Source organism: Streptomyces sp. NRRL B-24484 (assembly GCF_000717715.1).
Classification (GTDB): domain Bacteria; phylum Actinomycetota; class Actinomycetes; order Streptomycetales; family Streptomycetaceae; genus Kitasatospora.
The window spans coordinates 23,039-44,284 of the sequence record NZ_JOAI01000038.1; the positions used below are offsets into that span (position 1 = coordinate 23,039).

At 75.1% G+C, this 21,246-nt stretch carries 17 protein-coding genes; 13 read left to right on the forward strand and 4 right to left on the reverse strand.

Features of this window, described 5'->3' with window-relative positions; all coding sequences use genetic code 11:
- Window positions 1-61: 61 nt before the first annotated feature.
- The 9 genes from IE98_RS0129090 to IE98_RS45775 are packed head-to-tail and all read left to right on the forward strand — an operon-like array spanning window position 62 to window position 11,529.
- Entirely contained in the window at window positions 62-925 is an 864-nt protein-coding gene (locus IE98_RS0129090) for a transketolase (RefSeq protein WP_267882372.1), read from the forward strand.
- Window positions 922-1,974 (forward strand): transketolase family protein, encoded by a 1,053-nt coding sequence (locus IE98_RS0129095; protein ID WP_078661389.1) that lies wholly within the window; start codon window positions 922-924, stop codon window positions 1,972-1,974. Before IE98_RS0129090 ends, IE98_RS0129095 begins: the two co-directional genes overlap by 4 nt.
- Window positions 1,975-2,022: 48 nt before the next feature.
- On the forward strand, window positions 2,023-2,202 hold the full coding sequence (locus tag IE98_RS0129100) for a lysine biosynthesis protein LysW (protein ID WP_030274026.1): 180 nt from the start codon (window positions 2,023-2,025) through the stop codon (window positions 2,200-2,202).
- Complete coding sequence (gene lysX, locus IE98_RS0129105) at window positions 2,199-3,068, forward strand: lysine biosynthesis protein LysX (protein WP_030274028.1); 870 nt, start codon at window positions 2,199-2,201, stop codon at window positions 3,066-3,068. Before IE98_RS0129100 ends, lysX begins: the two co-directional genes overlap by 4 nt.
- Window positions 3,065-4,096 (forward strand): N-acetyl-gamma-glutamyl-phosphate reductase, encoded by a 1,032-nt coding sequence (gene argC / locus IE98_RS0129110; protein ID WP_030274030.1) that lies wholly within the window; start codon window positions 3,065-3,067, stop codon window positions 4,094-4,096. Before lysX ends, argC begins: the two co-directional genes overlap by 4 nt.
- Window positions 4,097-4,128: 32 nt before the next feature.
- Complete coding sequence (locus IE98_RS0129115) at window positions 4,129-4,974, forward strand: [LysW]-aminoadipate kinase (protein ID WP_030274032.1); 846 nt, start codon at window positions 4,129-4,131, stop codon at window positions 4,972-4,974.
- Window positions 4,971-6,131: a M20/M25/M40 family metallo-hydrolase gene (locus tag IE98_RS0129120; protein WP_078661391.1), complete on the forward strand. Its 1,161-nt coding sequence runs from the start codon at window positions 4,971-4,973 to the stop codon at window positions 6,129-6,131. Before IE98_RS0129115 ends, IE98_RS0129120 begins: the two co-directional genes overlap by 4 nt.
- Complete coding sequence (locus tag IE98_RS0129125) at window positions 6,128-9,460, forward strand: non-ribosomal peptide synthetase (RefSeq protein ID WP_052391108.1); 3,333 nt, start codon at window positions 6,128-6,130, stop codon at window positions 9,458-9,460. The genes IE98_RS0129120 and IE98_RS0129125 overlap by 4 nt, the downstream gene beginning before the upstream one ends.
- A 47-nt stretch (window positions 9,461-9,507) precedes the next feature.
- Window positions 9,508-11,529 carry an acyl-CoA dehydrogenase family protein gene (locus tag IE98_RS45775; RefSeq protein WP_063749023.1) on the forward strand — a complete coding sequence of 674 codons (2,022 nt, stop codon included), beginning with the start codon at window positions 9,508-9,510 and terminating at the stop codon, window positions 11,527-11,529.
- A gap of 37 nt (window positions 11,530-11,566) precedes the next feature.
- On the opposite strand, the gene IE98_RS0129135 is transcribed toward IE98_RS45775, so the two are convergent.
- On the reverse strand, window positions 11,567-12,202 hold the full coding sequence (locus IE98_RS0129135; RefSeq protein WP_030274039.1) for a hypothetical protein: 636 nt from the start codon (window positions 12,200-12,202) through the stop codon (window positions 11,567-11,569).
- A gap of 310 nt (window positions 12,203-12,512) precedes the next feature.
- Here IE98_RS0129135 and IE98_RS0129140 point away from each other — a divergent pair, with 310 nt between their 5' ends.
- Window positions 12,513-12,809 carry a hypothetical protein gene (locus IE98_RS0129140; RefSeq protein WP_030274040.1) on the forward strand — a complete coding sequence of 99 codons (297 nt, stop codon included), beginning with the start codon at window positions 12,513-12,515 and terminating at the stop codon, window positions 12,807-12,809.
- Window positions 12,810-12,871: 62 nt separating this feature from the next.
- On the opposite strand, the gene IE98_RS0129145 is transcribed toward IE98_RS0129140, so the two are convergent.
- Entirely contained in the window at window positions 12,872-13,750 is an 879-nt protein-coding gene (locus IE98_RS0129145) for a hypothetical protein (protein WP_030274041.1), read from the reverse strand.
- Between the two features lie 206 nt (window positions 13,751-13,956).
- On the opposite strand from IE98_RS0129145, the gene IE98_RS0129150 reads away from it, so the two are divergent.
- Window positions 13,957-15,171 (forward strand): serine hydrolase domain-containing protein, encoded by a 1,215-nt coding sequence (locus IE98_RS0129150; RefSeq protein ID WP_030274042.1) that lies wholly within the window; start codon window positions 13,957-13,959, stop codon window positions 15,169-15,171.
- A 135-nt stretch (window positions 15,172-15,306) separates the two neighbouring features.
- Entirely contained in the window at window positions 15,307-17,232 is a 1,926-nt protein-coding gene (locus IE98_RS0129155; RefSeq protein ID WP_030274044.1) for a glycoside hydrolase family 5 protein, read from the forward strand.
- Between the two features lie 698 nt (window positions 17,233-17,930).
- On the opposite strand, the gene IE98_RS0129160 is transcribed toward IE98_RS0129155, so the two are convergent.
- Window positions 17,931-18,950: a hypothetical protein gene (locus IE98_RS0129160; RefSeq protein WP_030274046.1), complete on the reverse strand. Its 1,020-nt coding sequence runs from the start codon at window positions 18,948-18,950 to the stop codon at window positions 17,931-17,933.
- Window positions 18,951-19,049: 99 nt separating this feature from the next.
- On the opposite strand from IE98_RS0129160, the gene IE98_RS0129165 reads away from it, so the two are divergent.
- The gene (locus IE98_RS0129165) at window positions 19,050-19,622 is read left to right on the forward strand and encodes a chloramphenicol phosphotransferase CPT family protein (protein WP_030274047.1); all 573 of its coding nucleotides are present in this window, start codon (window positions 19,050-19,052) and stop codon (window positions 19,620-19,622) included.
- Window positions 19,623-19,653: 31 nt separating this feature from the next.
- Here IE98_RS0129165 and IE98_RS0129170 read toward each other — a convergent pair whose 3' ends face one another.
- Window positions 19,654-21,210, reverse strand: coding sequence for a glycoside hydrolase family 10 protein (locus IE98_RS0129170; protein WP_052391109.1), 1,557 nt, complete (start codon window positions 21,208-21,210; stop codon window positions 19,654-19,656).
- Between the last annotated feature and the right edge of the window lie 36 nt (window positions 21,211-21,246).

Here is a 21,246-nt window from a genome sequence, read left to right on the forward strand (position 1 = left end):
CGTCCGGCCGCACCGCACAGAGCGGCCGACGGTGCCCGTACCGCCGTACAGTGCGGCGGAGTTGGCCGACACCGCCCGCCGGGTCCGGGAGCACGTCGTCGACATGTGCGCCGGTCCCGAGGGCGGCCACCTCGGCGGTGCCTTCTCCAGCGCCGACATCCTCACCGCGCTGTACTTCGCGGTGCTGAACACCGACCCGGACGATCCGGAGGACCCGGACCGCGACCGCTTCGTGCTCAGCAAGGGCCACGCCGCCGTCGGCCTCTACGCGGTGCTCGCCGAGCGGGGCTTCCTGCCCACCGCCGAACTCGCCGACTACGGACGCCCCGGCACCCGCCTGATGGGCCACCCCGTCCGGGCCGTCCCCGGGGTCGAGATGCCCACCGGCTCGCTCGGTCACGGGCTCGCGCTCGCCTGCGGGTTCGCCCTCGGCCAGCGCCTCGACGGGCGGGCCGCCCGCAGCTTCGTACTGATGGGCGACGGCGAACTCCAGGAGGGTTCGGTCTGGGAGTCGGCGATCGCCGCCGCCTCGCTGCGGCTGGACAACCTGGTCGCCGTGATCGACCGCAACGGCCTCCAACTCACCGGCCCCACCGAGGGGAAGGCCCCGATGGCGCAGCTCGCCGAGCGCTGGCGCAGCTTCGGCTGGGCCGTCCGCGAGACCGACGGCCACGACCCGGCGGCCCTGGTCGAGCACCTGGGCTCCGCCCCCTGGGAGCCCGGCCGCCCCGGTCTGCTGATCTGTCGCACCGTCAAGGGGCGCGGCGTGCCCTTCCTGGAGGGCCGGCCCGCCGCCCACTACGTCACCCTCTCCGCCCGCAACCACGCCCGCGCCCGTGCCGCGCTGCGCGCAGCCGCCCGAGCCGTCACCACAGCCACTGCCACTGCCACGGAACGCACCGTCACCGCAGGGAGGCCGGCATGAGCTGGTCCGCGCTCGCCACCGCGCCGCAGCCGACGCCGTCGCAGCAGGTCCCGCCCCCGGAGGCCCCGGCACTGCGGGCGCCGTCCGCCGAGCCGGCGCCGCCGGAGGCCACCCGCACCGCGTACCGGGACCGCCTGCTGGCGCTGCTGCCCACCGACCCCCGGCTGATCTGCCTCGACACCGACACCGGCCTGTTCGGCCCGGAGCAGGTCGCCGCCGCCGGACGGCAGTACCTGGACCTCGGCATCGCCGAGCACAACCTGATGGGCATCGCCGCCGGCCTCGCCGCGAGCGGGCGGATGCCGTTCGTCAACACCATGGCCGCCTTCGCCGCCACCCGGGCGCTGGAGGCCGTGAAGATCGACATCGCCTACACCGGCCTGCCCGTCCGCATCATGGCCACCCACGGCGGACTCGCCGCCGGCCACCTCGGCCCGACCCACCAGGCCCTGGAGGACCTCGCGGTGATGCGGGCACTGCCCGGCATGACCGTGGTGGTGCCCGCCGACGCCGCGCAGGCCGCCGCCTTCGTCGACCGCAGCCTCGACCTGCCCGGCCCGCTGTACGTCCGGCTCGGCCGCAAGGCCACCCCGGCGCTGCCGGCCGGCACCCCGCCGCCCGTCCCCGGCCGGGCCCAGACGCTGCGCCGCGGCCGGGACGCGGTGCTCGCCGCCTGCGGCCCGTACCCGGTGCAGGCCTGCCTGGCCGCCGCCGCCGAACTCGCCGCCGAGGGGGTCGAGTGCACCGTGCTCAACGTGCACACGCTGCGCCCCTTCGACACCGCCGCGCTGGTCGAGGCCGCCGACCACAGCGGGCTGGTGGTCACCGTCGAGGAGCACTGGCGCAGCGGCGGCCTCGGCGGCGCGGTCGCCGAGGCGATGGCCGAGGCCGCGCCCGCCCGGGTGCTGCGGATCGGCATGCCTGACACGTTCACCGACACCGTCGGCGGCCACGAGCACCTGCTCGCCCACTACGGCATCACCCCCGCCCGGGTGGCCGACACCGTCCGCGGCGCGCTGGGCCTCGGCCCGGCCCCGACCACCGACTGACGCACCGTCAGAAACGCCCGTCCGGACCAGCTCACGAGAGGAAGCCCGATGCCCGCGACCGACGTCCTCGCCTGTCCCAGCTGCGAGGCCGAGGTGGCCTTCGCCGCCCCGCCGATGCTCGCCGAGATCACCGAATGCGCCGAGTGCCGCACCGAGTTGGAGGTCGTCGCGACCGACCCGGTGCTGCTCGCCCTCGCGCCCGAGGTCGAGGAGGACTGGGGCGAGTGAGCGGGGCCTCCCCGAGGCCCCGGATCGCCCTGCTGGCCTCCAGGATCGGCTTCGAGGAGAAGCGGATCCTGGAGGCCCTGGCCCGGCACGGCCTCAGCTGCACCCACCTGGACACCCGCTCCCTGCACCGGGAACTGGACGCCGCCCCCGCGCCGTGGGACGCCGTCCTCAACCGGGAGATCTCCGCCACCCGGGCGCTCTACGCCGCACTCGCCCTGGAGGCCGCGGACGTCCGGGTGCTCAACAGCGCCGCCGCGACCGAGACCTGCGGCGACAAGTGGCGCACCTCGGTGGCGCTGCGCCGGGCCGGCGTGCCCACCCCGCGCACCGCCCTCGCGCTCACCCCGGAGGCCGCCGAGGCCGCCGCCGAGGAGATGGGGTACCCGGTCGTCCTCAAGCCGCTCACCGGCTCCTGGGGCCGGCGGGTCGCCCTGCTGCGCGACCGCGACACCGCCCGCAGCCTGTTCGAGTACTGCGAGGCGATGTCCTCGCCGGCCGGCCGGCTGGTGTACCTGCAGGCGTACGTCGACAAGCCGGACCGCGACATCCGGGTCGCCGTGATCGGCGGCCGCGCGGTCGCCGCGGTCTACCGCCGCTCCGCGGACTGGCGCACCAACGTCGCCCGGGGCGCCACCACCGAACCCTGCCCGCTCACCGACGACCTCTCCGAGCTCGCCGTCGCCGCCGCGGACGGCGTCGGCGCCGGCATCGCCGGGGTCGACCTGGTCGAGGACGCCCGAGGAGGCCTGTACGTGATCGAGGTCAACCACCGCGTGGAGTTCGCCGGCCTGCAGGCCGCCGCGGGCGACCGCGTCGACATCGGCGCCGCGATTGCCGCGCACCTGATCGAGGAGGCCGCCCGATGACCCGGGTCGCCGTGCTCGGCGCCGCCGGCTACATCGGCGGCGAACTGCTGCGGCTGCTGCTCGGCCACCCCGAGGTGGAGGTCGCCGCCGCGGTCTCCTCCCGCTTCCCCGGCCGCCGCGTCGACACCGTCCACCCCAACCTGCGGGCCGTCACCGACCTGGTCTTCACCGACCCGGAGGAGGCCGCCCGGCACGAGTACGACGCCGTGCTGCTCGCCACCCCGCACCGGAAGACCGCCGAGCTCGTCCGCGACTGGTCAGGCCGGGCGAAGACGGTGATCGACCTGTCCGGGGACTTCCGGCTGCGCGACGCCGAGGTCTTCGAGCGGTACTACGGCGCCGAGCACCCGGTGCGCGAACTGCTCGGCACCTTCACCCCCGGCATCCCCGAGCTGTACCGCGAGGAACTGCGCACCGCGGACCGGATCAGCGTCCCCGGCTGCATGGCCGCCGCCGGACTGCTGGCGATCGCCCCGCTCGCCGCGCGCGGCCTGCTCACCGGCCGGGTCGAGCTCGACGCCCGGACGGGCTCCAGCGGCTCCGGGGTGACCGCCGGCGAGGCCAACCTGCACGCCGAACGCAGCGGCGCCATGCGGGTGTTCGCCCCCGTCGGCCACCGGCACGAGGCGGAGATCGCCCAACTCACCGGCCTGGACGTGCGGATGACGGCCACCGGTGTGGAGGCGGTGCGCGGCGTCCAGGTGGTCGCCCGGGTCGAGGCCGCCGAGGGCGTCGACGACCTGGCGATCCGCCGCGCCTACCGGGAGGCCTACCGCGACGAGCCCTTCGTCCGGATCGTCGCCCAGCGCCGCGGCACCTACCGCTACCCGGAGCCCAAGATCCTGCTCGGCTCCAACTTCTGCGACGTCGGCCACGTGTACGACGAGAAGAGCGGGCGGCTGGTACTGATCGCGGCCCTGGACAACCTCGTCAAGGGCGGCGCCGGCAACGCCGTGCAGTGCCTCAACATCCGCACCGGCCGCCCGGAGGGCCTCGGCCTCTCCTTCCCCGGCCTGCACCCGATCTGACGCCACATCGGACAACGAGCGAAAGGACGCCGATGGCACCCCTCACCGTCGTCAAGTGCGGCGGCAACCGCGAGGTCGACGCCGCGGGCATCTGTGCGGACGTCGCCGCCCTCGCCCGGGCCGGGCGGCAGGTCGTGCTCGTGCACGGCGGCTCCGCCGAGATCGACCGGCTCGGCGACCGCCTCGGCGTCCCGCACCGCCGCCTCACCGCGCCCGACGGCGTCTCCGCCCGGCACACCGACACCGCCACCCTGGAGGTGGTCACCCTCGCCCTGGCCGGCGCCGTCAAACCCCGGCTGGTCGCCGGACTGCAGGACCACGGCGTCCCCGCGGTCGGCCTCACCGGCCTGGACGGCGGCCTGCTGCGGGCCCGCCGCAAGCGCGCCCACCGGTCCGTCGTCGACGGCCGCACCGTGCTCGTCCGGGACGACCACAGCGGCCGGATCGCCGAGGTGCGCACCGGCGTCCTCACCGCCCTGCTCGACGCCGGGTTCGTCCCCGTCGTCTCCCCGCCGGCCGCCGCCGAGGACGGCCGTCCGGTGAACGTCGACGCCGACCGCGCCGCCGCGGCCGTCGCCGGGGCACTCGGCGCCGACCGGCTGCTGCTGCTCACCGGCGCCCCCGGGGTGCTCGCCGACCCCGCCGACCCGGACTCCCTGCTGGACCGCTGCGAGGTGCCCGCCGAGGGCGCCCCGGGGGAGTTCGCCCGCGGCGGGATGGCGCTCAAACTGGTCGCCGCCCGCGAGGCCCTGCTCGGCGGCGTCGGACGGGTCACCGTCGCCGACGGCCGCACCCCCGGCGCGCTCGCCCGTGCCCTCGACGGTGCCGGCACCGAGATCGCACTCACCGTCCACGCGGCCCCGGCAGGTGGCGCATGACCCCCGCCGAGACCGACGCCGCCGTGGACCTGCTGGAGTCCGCCCTCGCCATCCCCTCGCCCTCCGGCGAGGAGCACCCGCTCGCCCGCCACCTCGCCGCCCGGATGCGCGCGGCCGGTCTCACCGCGAGCATCGACGCCGCCGGGAACGTCATCGGCGAGACCGAGCCGCGACCCGGCCCGACCGTGATGCTGGTCGGTCACCTCGACACCGTCCCCGGCGACCTGCCCGTGCGCCGCACCGGCGGGGTGATCACCGGACGCGGCGCCGTCGATGCCAAGGGCCCGCTCGCCGCGATGATCAGCGCCGTCGCCGCGGAAGCCGACTTCCCCGGCCGGCTGGTCGTCGCCGCGGTCGTCGAGGAGGAGACCCCGCGCTCGCGCGGCGCCGTCCACCTCGGCCGCACCCGCCCCGCCCCCGACGCGCTGATCGTCGGCGAACCCGGCGGCTGGCAGGGCGTCGTCCTCGGCTACAAGGGCAAGCTCGACCTGCGCTACCGGGTCACCCGCGCCGCCACCCACCCCAGCAACCCCGAACCCAAGGCCACCGAGGTCGCCACCGCCTTCTGGCAGCACCTGCTCGACCTGCTCGGCCCGGACGCCGGCCACGCCTCCTTCGGCACCCCCGGCGCCACCCTGGTCGCCATGCACGGCGACGCCGCCGCCGCGGAACTCGAGATCGGCGTCCGCACCCCCGTCGGCTTCGACATCCCGGCCTTCACCGCAGCCCTGCGCGAACGCGCCGACGGCGGCACCCTCGACGTCCTCAACGCCGTCGGCGCCGTGCTCTCCCCGCGCACCGACCCGGTCGTCCGCGCCCTCACCGCCGGCGTCCGCGCGGCCGGCGGCACCCCCCGGCCCACCCGCAAGACCGGCACCTCCGACATGAACACCCTCGCCGAGGTCTGGGACGTCCCGATGGCCACCTACGGCCCCGGCGACAGCGCCCTCGACCACTCCGACGACGAGCACATCGCCGTCGACGACTACCTGCGCGGCATCACCGTCCTGCGCACCGCGCTGCGCCACCTCGCCGCCCTGCCGCCGCGGACGGCCGCACCCGCCACCGGGCCCGCAGCGACCGACACCCGCCCCGACCGACCCGACACCCCCCCCGCCGCCCCCGCGGCCCGCCAGCCGGAAGGCGTCCTGCGATGAGTGAGCTGATCAACCGCCTCGCCAAGCTCCCCGGTGAGCGGCGCGCCGCCTTCCTCGCCCAACTGCGCGGCGCCGGCGCCCGCCCCCAGACCGAACTGCGGCCCCGCGAGGACCGCGAGCGCCCGGTGCCGCTCTCCTTCGCCCAGGCCCCGCTCTGGTTCCTCGACCGGCTCGCCCCCGGCCTCGCCACCTACAACGTCACCACCGCCTACCGCCTCGATGGGCCGCTCGACACCGACGCCCTCGCCCGCGCCCTGGCCGGCGTGGTCGACCGCCACGAGGCGCTGCGGACCCGCGTCCGCGAGACGCCCGACGGGCCCGTCCAGGAGATCGCCGGGCACCAGTTCGTCGACCTCGCGCCGCTGCCCGCCGAGGGCGCCTCCCCGGACGAACGCGAGTCCTGGGCCGAGCGGTTCGCCGAGGAGTTCGCCCGCCGCCCCTTCGACCTGGAGACCGGACCGCTCTGGCGCGCCGCCCTCCTCCGGTCGGAGCCCGAACGCCACCTGCTCGTCCTCGCCGTGCACCACATCGTCTGCGACGGCTGGTCGCTCGGCGTCGTCGCCCGCGAACTCGCCGCCGGCTACGCGGGCGAGGCCGTCGCACCCCCGCCCGTCCAGTACGCCGACCACACCCTCTGGCAGCGCGCCCGCCTCACCGGCCCCGAACTCGCCCGGCTCACCGGCTTCTGGCGCGAACGGCTCGCCGGACTGCCCACCGTCGACCTGCCCACCGACCGCCCGCGCCCGCCCGAGGTCCGCTACGAGGGCGCCCATCGCAGCCGCCTGCTGCCCGCCGAACTCGCCCCCCGGGTACGCGAACTCGCCCGCAGCGAGGGCACCACCCCGTACACCGTGCTGCTCACCGCCTTCCTGCTGCTGCTCCGGCGCTACAGCGGCCAGCACGACCTGGTGGTCGGCTCGCCCACCGCCAACCGCGACCGGGTCGAGATCGAGGACCTGGTCGGCTTCTTCGTCAACACCCTGCCGATCCGCGTCGACCTCGACGGCGAGCCCACCGGCCGCGAGGCCCTCGCCCGGGTGAGCGCCGCCGTCCGGGACTCCTTCGCCCACGGCGAGCTGCCCTTCGAGCAGATCGTGGACGCCGCCCGGCCGCCCCGCGACCCCTCCCGCTCGCCGCTCGTCCAGCTCGCCTTCACCTACCAGAACGCCGACCGGCCACTGCAGCTGACCGGCCTGACGGTCGACCAGTACGCCGTCGGCCCCGGCACCTCGCGCTTCGACATGAGCTGGAACGCCACCGAACGCGCCGACGGCCTCGACCTCTACGTCGAGTACGCCACCGCCTTGTTCGACCCGGCGACCGTCGACCGGATGACCACCCACTACGGCACCCTGCTCGACGCCCTGCTCGCCGACCCCGGCGCCGAGGCCGGCCGACTGCCGCTGCTCTCCGCCGAGGAGCAGGCCGAACTCACCGGCGGCACCTTCGACGGCGCCCGCCGGCCCGTCCCCGCCGGCACCCTCGCCACCGCCTTCGCCGAGCAGGCCGCCCGCACCCCCGACGCCGTCGCCCTCGCCGTCTCCGGACGCGACACCAGCTACGCCGAACTCGACTCCGCCGCAGCCGAGTTGGCCGACCTCCTGCGGGCCGCCGGGGCCCGACCGGGCGAGCGCGTCGCGCTGCTGCTGCCCCGCAGCGAGGAGCTCCTCACCGCCGTCCTCGCCGTGCTGTGCACCGGCGCCGCCTACGTGCCGCTGGACGCCGCCAACCCGCCCGCCCGGATCGCCGCCGTCCTCGCCGACGCCACCCCCGTCGCCGTCCTCGCCACCGACACGACGGAACACGGTCTGCCGACCGGCTCCCCGGCCCGCCGGATCGTCCACCGCGACGGCCGCTGGCACCCCGAGGGCGGCGCCCTGGTCGCCCTGTCGGAATCCGGCGGCGAGGCCGGCCCCGACGACACCGCGTACGTCATCTACACCTCCGGCACCACCGGCACCCCCAAGGGCGTGCCCATCACGCACCGCAGCGCCGTCGCCTTCGCCGACTCCGTCCGCCGGCTCTTCGAGCTCACCGCGGACGACCGGGTGCTGGGCTTCGCCTCCGCCGCCTTCGACGTCTCCGTCTTCGAGACCTTCGCCGCCCTGCTCACCGGCGCCCGGCTCTGCCTCGCCACCGACGAGGAACGCCTCGACCCCGCCCGCCTCCAGGAACTGATGGAACGTCAGTCCGTGACGGTGGTCGACCTGCCGCCCAGCGTGATGGCGCTGCTGGAGCCCGAGCGGCTGCCCGCCCTGCGGATCGTCTTCGTCGGCGGCGAGGCCTTCTCCGGCGAACTCGTCAACCGGTGGAACCCCGGCCGCCGCTTCTTCAACGGCTACGGCCCCACCGAGTGCACCGTCACCATGATCGTCCAGGAGTGCGCCGGCCACTGGACGGCGAGCCCGCCGATCGGCCTGCCGATGGACAACCACGTCGCCCACGTCCTCGACGGGCACCTCCAGCCCGTCCCGTACGGCGTGCCCGGCGAACTCGTCATCGGCGGTGCCGGGCTGACCCCCGGCTACCTCAACACCCCCGACCTCACCGCGGAGAAGATCGTCGCCGACCCGTTCGGTACCGCCCCCGGCGGCCGCCTCTACCGCACCGGCGACCTCGTCCGCCGTGAACCCGGCGGCGCCATCACCTTCCTCGGCCGGATCGACCAGCAGGTCAAACTCCGCGGCCTGCGGATCGAACTCGGCGAGGTCGAAGCCGCGTTGGCCGCCGTCCCCGGCATCGGGCAGACCGCCGCCGCCGTCTGGACGGACCCGCTCGGCGAACGCCACCTGGTCGTCTACACCGCCCCCGCCGACGGCGCCGAACCCGCCGAACCGGCCGCCCTGCGCGCCGCCCTCGCCGAACGCCTCCCGGGCTGGATGCTCCCCGCCCACTACGTCGCCCTGCCCGTCCTGCCGCTCACCACCAGCGGCAAGGTCGACCGGCGCGCCCTGCCCGAACCCGACCCCGCCGCCCGGCCGCGCGGCGGACCGGCCACCGCGCCCCGCACCGAGACCGAACGCATCCTCGCCGAGGAGGTGTTCGCCGAAGTCCTGGGCACCGACGGCGTCTGCGTGCACGACAGCTTCTTCGACCTCGGCGGCACCAGCCTGCGCAGCACCCGGCTGCTCGCCCGGATCCGCGAACGCTTCGGCGTCGAGGTGCCGCTCGCCGAGTTCTTCCGCGGCCCCACCGTCGAACACCTCGCCGCCCTGGTCGACCGGGCCCGCGCCACCGCACTCGACGACGACGCCCTGATCGGCCTGATCGAGCGGATGTCCGAGGACGAGGCGGCCCGGCTGCTCGCCGGCGGCGGCCCCGCCTCCTGACCCTCGCTTCACCTCGCCAGTCGTCCGAGCCCCCGGAGGAGCACCAGATGGACCACTTGACGGGCCACCCGTCCACCGCCGACGGGCTCGACGCCTTCCGCCGCGACGTCCGCGAGCGGCTCGCCGGCCCCGCCGTGCGGGCCGCCCTCGACGCCTGGCGCGCCGCCCCCGGGCCGGACGCCGACGAGCGGCCGCTCTACCGCGAACTCGGCCGCCAAGGGCTGCTCGCCCCCGACTGGCCCGTGGAGTACGGCGGCCGCGGCCTCGGTCGCGCCGAGGCCGCCGCCCTCTACGAGGAACTCGTCCGGGCCGGCATCCCCGACACCCTGCACGTCAACACCGTCCAGATCGTCGGCCTGTTCCTGCTGATGGCCGGGACGGCCGAACAGAAAGCCGCCCACCTGCCCGCCATCGCCGCCGGCGAGCGCTTCGCCAGCGTGCTCTACACCGAGCCCGAGACCGGCTCCGACCTGGCCGCCCTGCGCACCACCGCCGTCCGGGACACCGCGTCGGAGCCCTCGGAGCCCTCGGAGCCCTCGGAGCCCTCGGACGGCTGGCGGCTGGCCGGCACCAAGGTGTTCAGCCTGAAGAGCGACCGCACCCACCTCGGCCTGTGCGCAGCCCGCACCGGCCCCGCCGACGGCCGCTACCACGGCATCAGCCTCTTCCTGGTCGACCTCGCCGCCGAGGGGGTGCACCGCAGCGTGATCCCCGGCCTCGCCGACGAGCAGTTCCACCGGATCGACCTGCGCGGCGTCCGCGTCGGCGCCGACGCGCTGGTCGGCACCGAGCACGAGGGCTGGCCGCTGCTCACCCAGGCCCTTGCCGTCGAACGCACCGGCCTGGACTACGCGTTGAAGGCCGAGCGCTGGTACCGGGCCGTCCTGTCGCAGGGCCTCGACCGGCCCGAGGAGGTCGCCCGGTACGGCGCCGCCGTCGATGCCGCCGCCCTCTTCTCCGCCCGCCTCACCGCCGGGGTCCTCGCCCCCGCGGACGGCGGGGGCCACACCGCCGAGGTGGACGAGCCGCTCTCGGCCGCCGCCAAGTACTACACCAGCGAACTCGCCCAGGACGTCGCGGGGTGGGCAGCCGTCCACGGCCTGTCGACGCCCGGCACCGACCCGGGCCTGGAGGCCGGCTACCGGGAGGCACCCGGACTCACCCTCTCGGCCGGCACCTCCGAAGTGATGCTCCAGGTCGTCGCCGGGGCCGGTGCCCTCGACCCGGGCGACGACCTGCTGCAACAGCAACTCCGGCAGGCCGTCCGGAAACTGCTCGACCGGGCGGTCGCCGAGAAGCCCCGGCCCGGGGTCCACGACGCACCCGCCGAGGACGGCCCGGACTGCCCCTCCTGGGCCGCCCTCACCGAACTCGGCGCCCCGCTCTTCGAGGTGCCCGCCGAGGCGGGCGGACTCGACCTCGGCCTCGCCGCCGCCACCGTCGTCGCCGAAGAGCTCGGACGGGCCGCTCTCCGCGGCCCCTACCTGGACACCGCCACCGCCCTCGACCTGCTCGACCCGGACGCCGTCGGCCCCGCCGCGGAGGCCGCCTGCACCGGAACACCACGTGTGATGCCGACAGCCCTGCCGACCGGGCCCGCCGCCGCCCGACAGCGGATCCGGCAGGCCTCCTACCTGATCGGCCTGGCCGCCGGCGCCACCGGTGCGGCGACCGGACTCAGCCACCGCCGCGAACAGTTCGGCCGTCCACTGGCCCAGTGGCAGGGCGTCTCCCTGCCCCTGGCCCGCCAGCTCGTCCGGATCGAGGCGGGCCGCCTGCTCGTCCGCCGCGCCGCCGCCCTGGCCGACTCCGGCGCCCCCGAGACCCTGCTCACCCGGTCCGCCGCCGAGGCCCTGGCCACCGCCGCCGAAACCGCCCTGGAAGCCGTCCGCACCGCCGTCCACACCGCGGGCGTCCGCGGCCTCACCGCCGCCACCCCCCTGCACCTCCACTACCGCCTCGTCCGCACCGAAGCCGTCCGCCTCGCCACCCCCGCCGCCCTCTGGCACACCGCCGGCTCGGCCCGCCTCGCCGAGCAGGCCGGCCCGTCCTCCGGCTGCGGCTCGTGAGCCTGCCGGCAGGGGGCACCGCGTCCATGAGCTCCCGTCAGTACCACAGGGTGAGCCCGGCCGCACCGACTCCTGTGCACGCCGCGTGACGCAGCACCCGAAGCGGGCCGTCGATCAGTTCGTCGACATCGCGGTTCGGGTCGTCCGCCATCTCGTCCAGCCACAGCCGTATCCGGGCGGCCACCCGGGCCCGACGCAGCGGGTGAAGGTCGAGCGCCTGCTCGGCCGCGGGAAGCGCGGCACGTACCTGGGCAGCATCGAACAGGAACTGCCCGCAGCAGCCGGGGAGTCGGAGCGTCGCATCGAGGCCGAGCCCCCACGTGAGCGCGGCCGCGCCGTCGCCCCTGGGCACCCCGGCGCAGAACAGGCCTTCGCCCTCCTGCTGCGGGACCACGTGCAGCAGATGCTCCTGGAACTCGTCCACCTCGCTCCCGTCGTTACGGACCCTGTCGACCGCATCGGCGAAGCGCACGATCTCGTCGGTGCACCACGGCCGCCCGCCCGCCCCTTCGAACGTCCCCGCGGGCTCGAACCGCTCCCGCCACCGACTCGTCTCGGCCGACGGCTCCGGCCACACGCCGTGCGCGCCGGCAGCGTCGGGGAACCGGCGGCGCGCTTCCTCGACGGCGGTGTCATCCAGGACGCCGACCACCCAGACCCCCATCACGCTCATCCGCGCTCCTTCACCTCGACGTCGCTCAGACCGATCGTCCAGCACCTCTTCCGCGGCAGATCCACGAGCGGGCCCGGGATGTGATTATCGCCCGTCCACACATGCATTGGTCGGAATCACTCGCTGAATAGTCCACCGGTTCGACGAGTGTTCGGTGATGTAACGTCCGACGCATTCCCGGTGCGCGGCGCCGTCCGAGAGCCGCACGTCGGACGCGCGGGTTGACGATCGGGATTTCCTGCCGTGTGCACTAGGATCCGGCTCTGGCATCACGTGATCGACCGCGTTCAAACAATCGAGGAGAAGCCCGATGATCGGCGTGCTCGTGACCTTCACGCAGACCGAGAAGTTCGACCGTTCCACTGTCGCGAAGATTGCCGGCGAACTCCGAGGACCGTTCGAAGGCATGGCCGGCCTGCGCTTCAAGAGCTTCATGCTCGACGACGACGGATTCCATGCACGGAACTTCTACGTGTGGGACGACGAGGACAAGGCCCGTTCCTTCTTCACGCAGGAGCTCGTCGACATGGTGGCGGGGATCTACGGCGTCCCGCCCACGATCGAATACCTCGACGTCGTGGGGTTCGTGGACAACTCCGGCACCTGATTCCGGAGGGAACTCCCGCCCCGGCCGTTGTGGGCCATCGGGGCGATGTCGGGCACCGGGCGCTACGGGGCGTTCGGCCGGAAGTGCCTGACCACTGCGCCCGTCACCGCGCCCGCGACCATGGGAAGGCCGGTGATCAGTCCGGCGACGAGGACGAGCTCGAGGAGGACCTCGCCCGCTCCGGGCCCCTGGTCGCCCGCTGCGGCGCCCACGTATCTCGACATCAGGCTGAGGGGCATCGCCACCGTTCCTCCGGCGAGTGCCACCAGCGGGAGCCACTCGCCGTGGCGGGCGACGGACCACCCGAGGAGCGCAGCGGGGACGGCGAGCAGGAGCAGCGTCAGCATGATGCAGCCGCCCGCCATGTCCTCCATGCCGAAGAACCAGGGCAGCCACATGGCTGCGGCCGAACCGACCGTCCAGAGCGCCGGGCGCGTCCACCTGTGGCGCGGCCCGGGACCCGGTCCGGCGATGCGGGTGGCTGGTTGCCGGCCGGCGGTCGGGCGCTGCCACCGGGCCTCGCAAGAGTGGCGCAGGGCCTGGCCGAGCACCACGCCGACGAACAGCGGGACTTCGGCGCATCCCGCGAATACCGGCCAGACGACCGCGCCGACGAACAGCCCGTGGGGTGCCGGGCCTCCGGTCGGCGCGTCGAGCCAGAGGACCTGCACCAGGAAGAGGGCGGCGCAGAGTCCGGCCGCGAGGCCGAGGAGTGTCCAGGCCCCAAGGTAGCCGAGGAGGATGCCGAGCAGCAGGCCCGAGCCGCCGCCCAGGAGGAGCACCCCGGGCAGAACCGCACTGCCCGACCGGGTCCCGGCGACCGCCGGGAGGAAGAGGGTCAGCGGCGCGAAGACGGCCCAGGCCGCGGACCAGTACGTGCTGTACGGCGGAGGGCGGAGCCTCGTACTGCCGCGCACCGGGCGACCGCTGTACTCGGGCACCGGACCCTCCCTGCCGTTCCCGGGCAGGTGGGACCCCTGCCGTGCTCGGTGCCGGTCATCCTTCCAGCTCTTTTGAACGCGTTCAAGTCAACTCTCGCGGATGGTGCCGTGGCCCGCCCACTCTCCCGGGGGACGGGGTCCGGCCGTCCGGCGGAGCCGTCGGGGTGTCGGCCGGCGGCAGCGCGGGCGTGCTCGCACGCTGGGGCATGACACGTACTCAGACCGCGCTGCTCTGCGCGGCCACGCTGTTCGCCGCCACGCTGCAGTCCACCGCGGGGGTGGCCGTCGCCGCCGGGGGCGGCGGGCGCGACGGGCAGGCCTGCGTCAGCACCCCGGAGCCGCTCCGCGGGAAGGCCCGGCAGGTCGACCGGATCGTCGGCCAGGTGAAGGACGAACTCGGCTTGAAGGCCGTCCTGTTCAAGGTGACCCAGGGCGGCCGGGAGATCGTCACCGGGGCGCAGGGCGAGTCCATGACCGGGGTGCCCGCCGGGCCGGGCATGCACTTCCGGGCCGGTTCGGTGGCGATCGCCTTCATGGGGACGGTGCTGCTGCAGCTGGTCGAGGAGGGCGAGGTCGGCCTGGACGACCCGGTCTCCCGCTGGCTGCCCGGCCTGCCGCACGGCGACGAGATCACCCTGCGGATGCTCGGCAGCTCCACCTCCGGCCTGGTGGACTACGTCCGCGACCCGGGTTTCCTGGCCGCGCTCGCCGCCGAGCCGTTCCGCCAGTGGACTCCGGAGGAGCTGGTGGGCATCTCCACCGCGCAGGACCTCTGGTACGAGCCGGGCACCAGCTGGAGCTACTCGCACGCCAACTTCGTCCTGCTCGGCGAGGCCCTGGAGCGGATCACCGGCACCCGGCTGGACCGGCTGCTGGAGGAGCGGGTGATGGGCCCGCTCGGGCTGCGGAACACCCGCAACGGCTTCACCCCGGAGATCGAGTCCCCGGTGCTGCACGCCTTCACCGCCGAGCGCGGCACCTACGAGGAGTCCACCTTCTGGAACCCCTCCTGGACGACCGCACCGGGTGCCGTCCTCACCACCCACATCTGCGACCTGGAGCGCTCCGCCCGGGCGATCGGCGGCGGCGAGCTGCTCGACCGCCGCTCCTTCCGGGTGCAGCTCGACCCCGGCACGGTCGGCCTCGGCGGGGCCACCGAGACCTGCCCGGCGGACGTCTGCCTGCTCAACACCGAGGCCCGGCACTTCGGGCTGGGCATCCTGGTGGTGAACGACTGGGTGGTGCAGAACCCGTCGTTCTCCGGCTACGCCGCCCTCCAGGCGTACCTGCCGCAGAGCCGGCTCTCCATCGCCGTCTCCGCCACCAAGGGGCCCGACACCCCGGACGGGAACGCCGCCCAGGTCATCGCCGAGCGCATCTCCCAACTGCTCGCCCCGCAGAACCCGCTGGGCCTCCGCTGACCCGGCCGTCCGCCGGCCGACACCCGCGACGCGGTGTCGGCCGGCGGCGGTTCAACCGCTCTACCGCCGGGTAACTCGGCTCTGCCGACGCCACGTTGGCATGAATCCGACACTCTCGACACCCGGGCAGGCCCGATGATCCGGCACCTCCTCCGCACCGCACTGACGCTGGCCCTGCCGGCCGCGCTGCTCGCCGCCCCCGCCGCCTCGGCAGCCCCGCCGACCGCCCCGGCATCCGCCGCCGGCGCGACGGCCTCCGGCCTCGCCGCCGACTGGACGGCGCCGCTCTCCACCCGCGGCCGCTACATCGTCGACGCCACCGGCGCCCGTTTCAAGCTCCGGGCCGGCAACTGGGACGGCGCCCAGGGCTCGTGGACCGGGTCCGGCAGCGCCGCCGACCCGGCCAACCACCACAGCGGCCAGGACTCCCACGGCATCCCGCTCGGTCTCGACCGTGCCCGACTCCCGGCCCTGATGGCGGACTTCCATCGCCTCGGGCTCAACAGCATCCGGCTGCCCTTCTCCAACGAGATGATCCGCACCACCGCGCCGGTGTCCGACGCCGCCGTCGCGGCCAACCCGCAACTGCGCGGCCTCACCCCGCTGCAGGTCTACGACGCCGTCGTACGGGCGCTCACCGCGGACGGCTTCGCGGTGATCCTCAACAACCACACCAACACCACCCGGTGGTGCTGCGGCCTGGACGGCAACGAGCGCTGGAACAGCAGCCAGTCCACCGCGCAGTGGGAGGACGACTGGGTGTTCATGGCCCGGCGCTACCGCGACAACAAGCGGGTGGTCGGCGCCGACCTGTACAACGAGGTCCGCCGCGACTACCTCGACGACCCCAACTGGGGCCTCGGAGACGCCCACGACTGGTACGCCGCCGCCCAGCACGCCGGGGACCGCATCCTCGCCGAGGCCGGCCCCGACCTGCTGATCGTGGTCGAGGGCATCAACTGGACGGGCATCCCCGCCGACGGCCTGCCGCACGGCCGCCCCACCCTCACCCCCGTCCGCACCCTCTCGCACACCCTGGTCGCCTCCCACAAACTGGTCTACTCGGCGCACTTCTACGGCTACACCGGCCCGAACCACAGCGGCGCCACCGGCCTCGGCGAGACCCACGACGCCCGCTACCAGGACCTGGGCCGCGACGAGCTCTACCGCGTCCTCGACCAGCAGGCCTTCTACGTCGCCACCGAGAGCGGGCAGCACTTCACCGCCCCCGTCTGGGTCAGCGAGTTCGGCATCGGCGCGGACGAGGGCGCCGCCGCCCCGCGGACCTGGTTCGGCAACTTCACCGACCGCCTGGCCGCCCTCGACACCGACTTCGCCTACTGGCCGCTGGTCGGCTGGAACGACCCCGGCCGCGGCGACAGTTGGGCCCTCCTCCGGTACACCGCCACCGGCGGCCGCTCGGGCGTGCTGGACGGCACGGACTGGCGCGCCGACGCCTGGAACCGCCTCGCCGCCGCGCCCGGCCTCACCGGGCAGGTGCCGGCCGCCGACTCCTGGCACATGCTGACCACCGACCACGCCGATGCCGTACAGTCCCTGCGGGTGCGCGCCGCCGGAGACTGGGACGGCGGAGCCCGCAAGGCCGTCTGCCCCGACGGCGAACGCCTCGCCGGCCTCTCCCGCACCGGCGGCCGCGGACTGTGCACGGACACCGCGACCGGCGGCGACCTGCGGGCCGCCACCGGCGAGGCCGTCGTCGTCCGCGACGAACGCAACGTCCCGGCCGGCGGCGACTGGGCGTCCGGCTACACCAAGTACCAGTGCGCACAGGGCCAGTACCTGATCGGCTACAGCCTGCGCGGCTCCCGCGTCTCGGCCGCCCTCTGCGCAACGGCCCGCCGCCCGCTCGGCACCGGCACCCGCACGGTCTGGTTCGACCGCGGCGACAACCGCCCGTCCGCCGACCCCGGCGGCGAATTCGCGTACGGCGCCTACAAGGGCCAGTGCGCACCCACCGAGTACGCGGCCGGCATCGCCTTCACCACCCGCATCGGCTCCTCCGGCACCCCGGACGCCCTGCTCTGCCGCCCGCTCTCCTGACCGCCGATCGGGACGGTCTCCCGGCCGAACTTCGTGGGCATTCCTTCGTCGGCGCACCGCCCGACCGAGGCTTGATCCGTATTGCGTCGCGGCTCGGTCGCCGGTCGATGCGCGCGTGCGGGCGCGTCGGCCGGGCGGCCTCCGCGATGCGCAGGCGGCCTCGCGCAGGACGTCCATGGCCGCCCACTGTCAGGACGCCCGGTTCTCGGCGCGGCCGAGCCGCAGCAGCGCGCCGTGTACGTCGACTCCGGCGACGGCTTCGATCGGCGAGTTCGGCCACAGGGTGTCAGCCCCCGTGGGGCCTCGCTGCCGGGCCGGTGCCGCCGACGTGCATCGCTCGTCCGGTGCGGCGGTGTGGGTCGCGTTCAGCGGGGGACGCCGGCGGTCGGCAGGCCGACAGTCGGTGGACTGCGGCGACGTGCGGCCGGGCGGGCGGTGCGTGTGCGTGCAGGCCGTGGCGAGGCCACGTCCAGTGCGGGGCGCCGGTCGTGGTCGTCGACCGTATTCGCGCCACCATGATTCCCGTGACCTCGTGAACGTGTGCCTTCGGGGGAACCGCGCCGGTCGCGGTATTTCGATTTTGCTGGAACGTTGGAATGAATGCACCTTTCGCGTTTTCGGATACGCGCATCGGTGGTGTCTGCCGGAGGCTCGGATTCGGTGTTGACGAGCAGGTGAAGTGAGCGCGCGCCCGGGCGTCAGCTGCGGAAGCCGACGTGGACGTGGTCGTGGTGGGCGTCGTCGGTGAAGAACTGGCTGGGGGTGGTGCCGCCGGAGAGTTGGCGGGGGCCGCCGACGTTGTAGGAGCCGCTCGCCGCCGCGGCCCGCATGAAGCCGTCGACCAGGTCGTGCGGGGTCGCCGGGTCGACCACCTCGTGGCCGTCGATCCGCCAGACGTCGAAGGCCCGCCCCGGCGGATGGTCACTCGGCCGGGAGGTGCCGAACACGTCGATGGGGTGCCCGGAGCGCAGCACGGTCACCGCGTACGAGTACCGTCCGGCCAGTGCCAGCATCGAGGCGAGGACGCTCTCGTGCACCCCGCCCCCGCGGACGTCCGCGACCGCGGCCGGCGGCAGCTGGATCCGCGGCTCGGCCAGCACCCGCTGCGCCGCGTCGGAGAGCGTGGCGGCGGGCGGCGCCGGTTCGGCCGGGTGCAGGGCGGTGACGTTCCAGCGGGGCTGCGCCCGGACCAGCCGTACGTCCACGGTGGTGCCCCCCGAACCCTCGGTGGTCCACTGCCGGCAGGGGACCATCACGCTGGCGGAGTCGGTGAGGTGCCCGCCCCACTGGGCGTTGATCACCTGCAGGACGGCCTGCGGGGCCGACCCGAGCAGCGGTCCGGCCTGGTCGGCGAGCGAGGGGTCGAGGCCGAGCGCCCGGACCCGTTCGCGGGCGGCCGCCAGGCCCTGTCCGCCGGGCGGCCAGGCGCCGAGTGCCTCGACCAGCTGGGTCGCCCGCAGCTTCACGTCCGGATCGATCTCGCCGGGGCCGGGCTGCCACGGGCTGGTGGCCGGGAGCGCCGCCGAGGACGTCTGCGAGGGGGTCGGCGAAGAGGCGTGCGGGGTGGCCCCGGATGAGGCGGCGGAGGAGGCGGCGGGTGCGGCCGGGCCCGTGCGGCTGGTGCAGGCCCCCAGCACCACCCCCGCCAGGCCGAGCAGCAGCGCCCGCCGGGGCACCTGGAACGCCTGCGGCGAGGGCCGGGGGTTCTCGGCGCTCACCGCCCCACCGTACGACGGCCGGGCCCGGGCGGCCCGGTCACCGGGCGCAGCGTCCCGGAACCGCGTAATCCGGCGCCCACCCCATGTGATCATGTCGGCATGGCAACCGGTCGGATCATCTTCCTCAACGGCACGTCCAGCTCCGGCAAGTCCAGCATCGCGCGGGAACTCCTGGACATCCTGGACGACGGCGTCTTCTTCCATCTGGCGGTCGACGGCTTCAACGCCATGCGCACCAAGCGGGAACTCGGCGAGGCCGAACTCGTAGCCGCGCTGCGCCGCACCAGGGAGGGCTTCCACCGTTCGATCGCGGCCATGGCGAGCGCGGGCAACGACGTCGTCGTCGACCACGTGCTGAGCGAGGAGTGGCGGCTGCTCGACTGCCTCGCCGTGCTGCCGCCGGAGGACGTGCTGTTCGTGGGTGTGCACTGCCCGCCGGACGAACTGGCCCGCCGCGAACGGGACCGGGGCGACCGGCCGCCGGGCCTCGCGGTGCACCAGTACGGGCTGGTGCACCGGCACGGCGACTACGACCTGGAGTGCGACACCGCCGCGGCGAGCCCCCGGGCGTGCGCGGAGCGGATCAAGGAGTTCCTGCCGCGGCGTCCCACGCCGACGGCGTTCAGTCGGCTCCGCGAGAAGTACCTGACGGACGGTCGGCACACGGGCTGAGCCGTGACCCTACGGCGCTCAGATGATCACTTCAGTGGCGCCGGGAGGCGCCCCCACGCGCCCCTGGCGGCTCGCCGCCTGCCTGCACCTGGACCGGTGCCGCCGGGCGGCTCTCGCGGCCCGGGCGGTCGAGGGCCGTGGCGGTGTACCGGCCGGCGGGGAGGGGCAGGGGGCGGGCGCAGTCGGCGGCGGGCAGGCAGGCGGCCAGGGTGTCCGCGGTGAGCCGGGGGCGGTCGCCGGGTGTCGGGGGGAGGCGGTGCAGGGCGTAGCGGAACGGGGGCGGGCCGCCGGGGGTGATGCGCAGGGTGCCGTCCGCGGCGGTCAGGACGGGTGCGGCCGGGGGAGGGCCGTCGGCGAGCCGGGGCAGCAGCGGGGGCAGGGCGGGGCGGTGCCAGTGGTCGGCGGCGAGGCGGGCGACGGCGCCGATCGGGTCGGTGCGGACGTTGCGGGCGCTGAACAGGATCTGGCCGCCGATCTGCGGCAGCGCGGCGTCCAGGTCGAGGTGGCGGGAGAGTTCGGCCGGATCCTGCCACGCGGGGGCCTCGCCCGCTGCGCCGGCGCGGTAGGCGGCCTGGCCGGTCCAGAGCAGGGTGCCCCGGCCGGCGGTCTGTGCGGCCCACCAGCGGGCGAGGGCCGCGTAGTCGGCCTGCGGGTGGCCGAGGTGCCAGTACAGCTGCGGGGCGACGTAGTCGAGCAGGCCGTCCTGCACCCAGCCCAGTGAGTCGGCGTACAGCCCGTCGTAGGACTGGAAGGCGGCGGTGGCCGATCCGCGCGGGTCGGTCGCGGCGTTCCGCCAGATGCCGAACGGGCTGACGCCGAAGGCCGCCTCGGGCCGAACCGCCCGTACCAGGTCCCGCAGTTCGCGGATCAGCAGGTCGACGTTGCGCCGCCGCCAGGCCGCCCGGTCGGTGGTGCCCCCGCCGTACACGGCGAAGGAGGCGTCGTCGGGGAAGGGCCGGCCGGCGACGGGGTAGGGGTAGAAGTAGTCGTCGAGGTGGACGCCGTCGACGGCGTACCGGGCCACCGCGTCCAGGATCGCCTGTTCGACGAAGGCGCGGGCGGCGGGGACGCCGGGGTCGTAGTAGAGGCGTCCGCCGTAGGAGACCGTCCACTCGGGATGGCGGCGGGCCGGGTGGTCGGCGGCGAGCCGTGCGGGGTCGTCGTGCTGGGCGATCCGGTAGGGGTTGAACCAGGCGTGGAAGGCGAGGCCGCGGGCGTGTGCGGCGTCGGCCAGGAAGCGCATCGGGTCCCAGCCCGGGTCCTGCCCCTGGACGCCGGTGAGCCACTGCGACCAGGGCTCGTACCGGGAGGGCCAGAAGGCGTCCGCGGTCGGCCGGACCTGCACGAACACCGCGTTGGCGCCGGACGCAGCCGCGGCGTCCAGCAGGTCGTCGTACGCGGCGCGCAGCCGTGCCTCGGGGAGGCCGGGTGCGGGGGGCCAGTCGATGTGGTCGACGGTGGCGATCCAGACGCCGCGCAGCCGGCGCGGCGGCGGTCCGGCGGCGGCGGTGGCCGGCCGTGCCGCGGCGGTCAGCGTGAGGGCACCGAGGCCGCCCAGGAAGAGCCGGCGGGACGGACGCGGCGGCATGGCGGCTCCCGGGGGTGAGGGTGGCGCCACTCTCGC

Excerpts from the sequence above, each read along its gene's own strand:
- IE98_RS0129095 (WP_078661389.1), top strand. The coding sequence starts at position 922 with ATGAGCTGGTCCGCGCTCGCCACCGCGCCGCAGCCGACGCCGTCGCAG.
- IE98_RS0129100 (WP_030274026.1), top strand. The coding sequence starts at position 2,023 with ATGCCCGCGACCGACGTCCTCGCCTGTCCCAGCTGCGAGGCCGAGGTG.
- argC (WP_030274030.1), top strand. The coding sequence starts at position 3,065 with ATGACCCGGGTCGCCGTGCTCGGCGCCGCCGGCTACATCGGCGGCGAA.
- IE98_RS0129115 (WP_030274032.1), top strand. The coding sequence starts at position 4,129 with ATGGCACCCCTCACCGTCGTCAAGTGCGGCGGCAACCGCGAGGTCGAC.
- IE98_RS0129120 (WP_078661391.1), top strand. The coding sequence starts at position 4,971 with ATGACCCCCGCCGAGACCGACGCCGCCGTGGACCTGCTGGAGTCCGCC.
- IE98_RS0129125 (WP_052391108.1), top strand. The coding sequence starts at position 6,128 with ATGAGTGAGCTGATCAACCGCCTCGCCAAGCTCCCCGGTGAGCGGCGC.
- IE98_RS45775 (WP_063749023.1), top strand. The coding sequence starts at position 9,508 with ATGGACCACTTGACGGGCCACCCGTCCACCGCCGACGGGCTCGACGCC.
- IE98_RS0129135 (WP_030274039.1), bottom strand. The coding sequence starts at position 12,202 with ATGAGCGTGATGGGGGTCTGGGTGGTCGGCGTCCTGGATGACACCGCC.
- IE98_RS0129140 (WP_030274040.1), top strand. The coding sequence starts at position 12,513 with ATGATCGGCGTGCTCGTGACCTTCACGCAGACCGAGAAGTTCGACCGT.
- IE98_RS0129150 (WP_030274042.1), top strand. The coding sequence starts at position 13,957 with ATGACACGTACTCAGACCGCGCTGCTCTGCGCGGCCACGCTGTTCGCC.
- IE98_RS0129155 (WP_030274044.1), top strand. The coding sequence starts at position 15,307 with ATGATCCGGCACCTCCTCCGCACCGCACTGACGCTGGCCCTGCCGGCC.
- IE98_RS0129165 (WP_030274047.1), top strand. The coding sequence starts at position 19,050 with ATGGCAACCGGTCGGATCATCTTCCTCAACGGCACGTCCAGCTCCGGC.
- IE98_RS0129170 (WP_052391109.1), bottom strand. The coding sequence starts at position 21,210 with ATGCCGCCGCGTCCGTCCCGCCGGCTCTTCCTGGGCGGCCTCGGTGCC.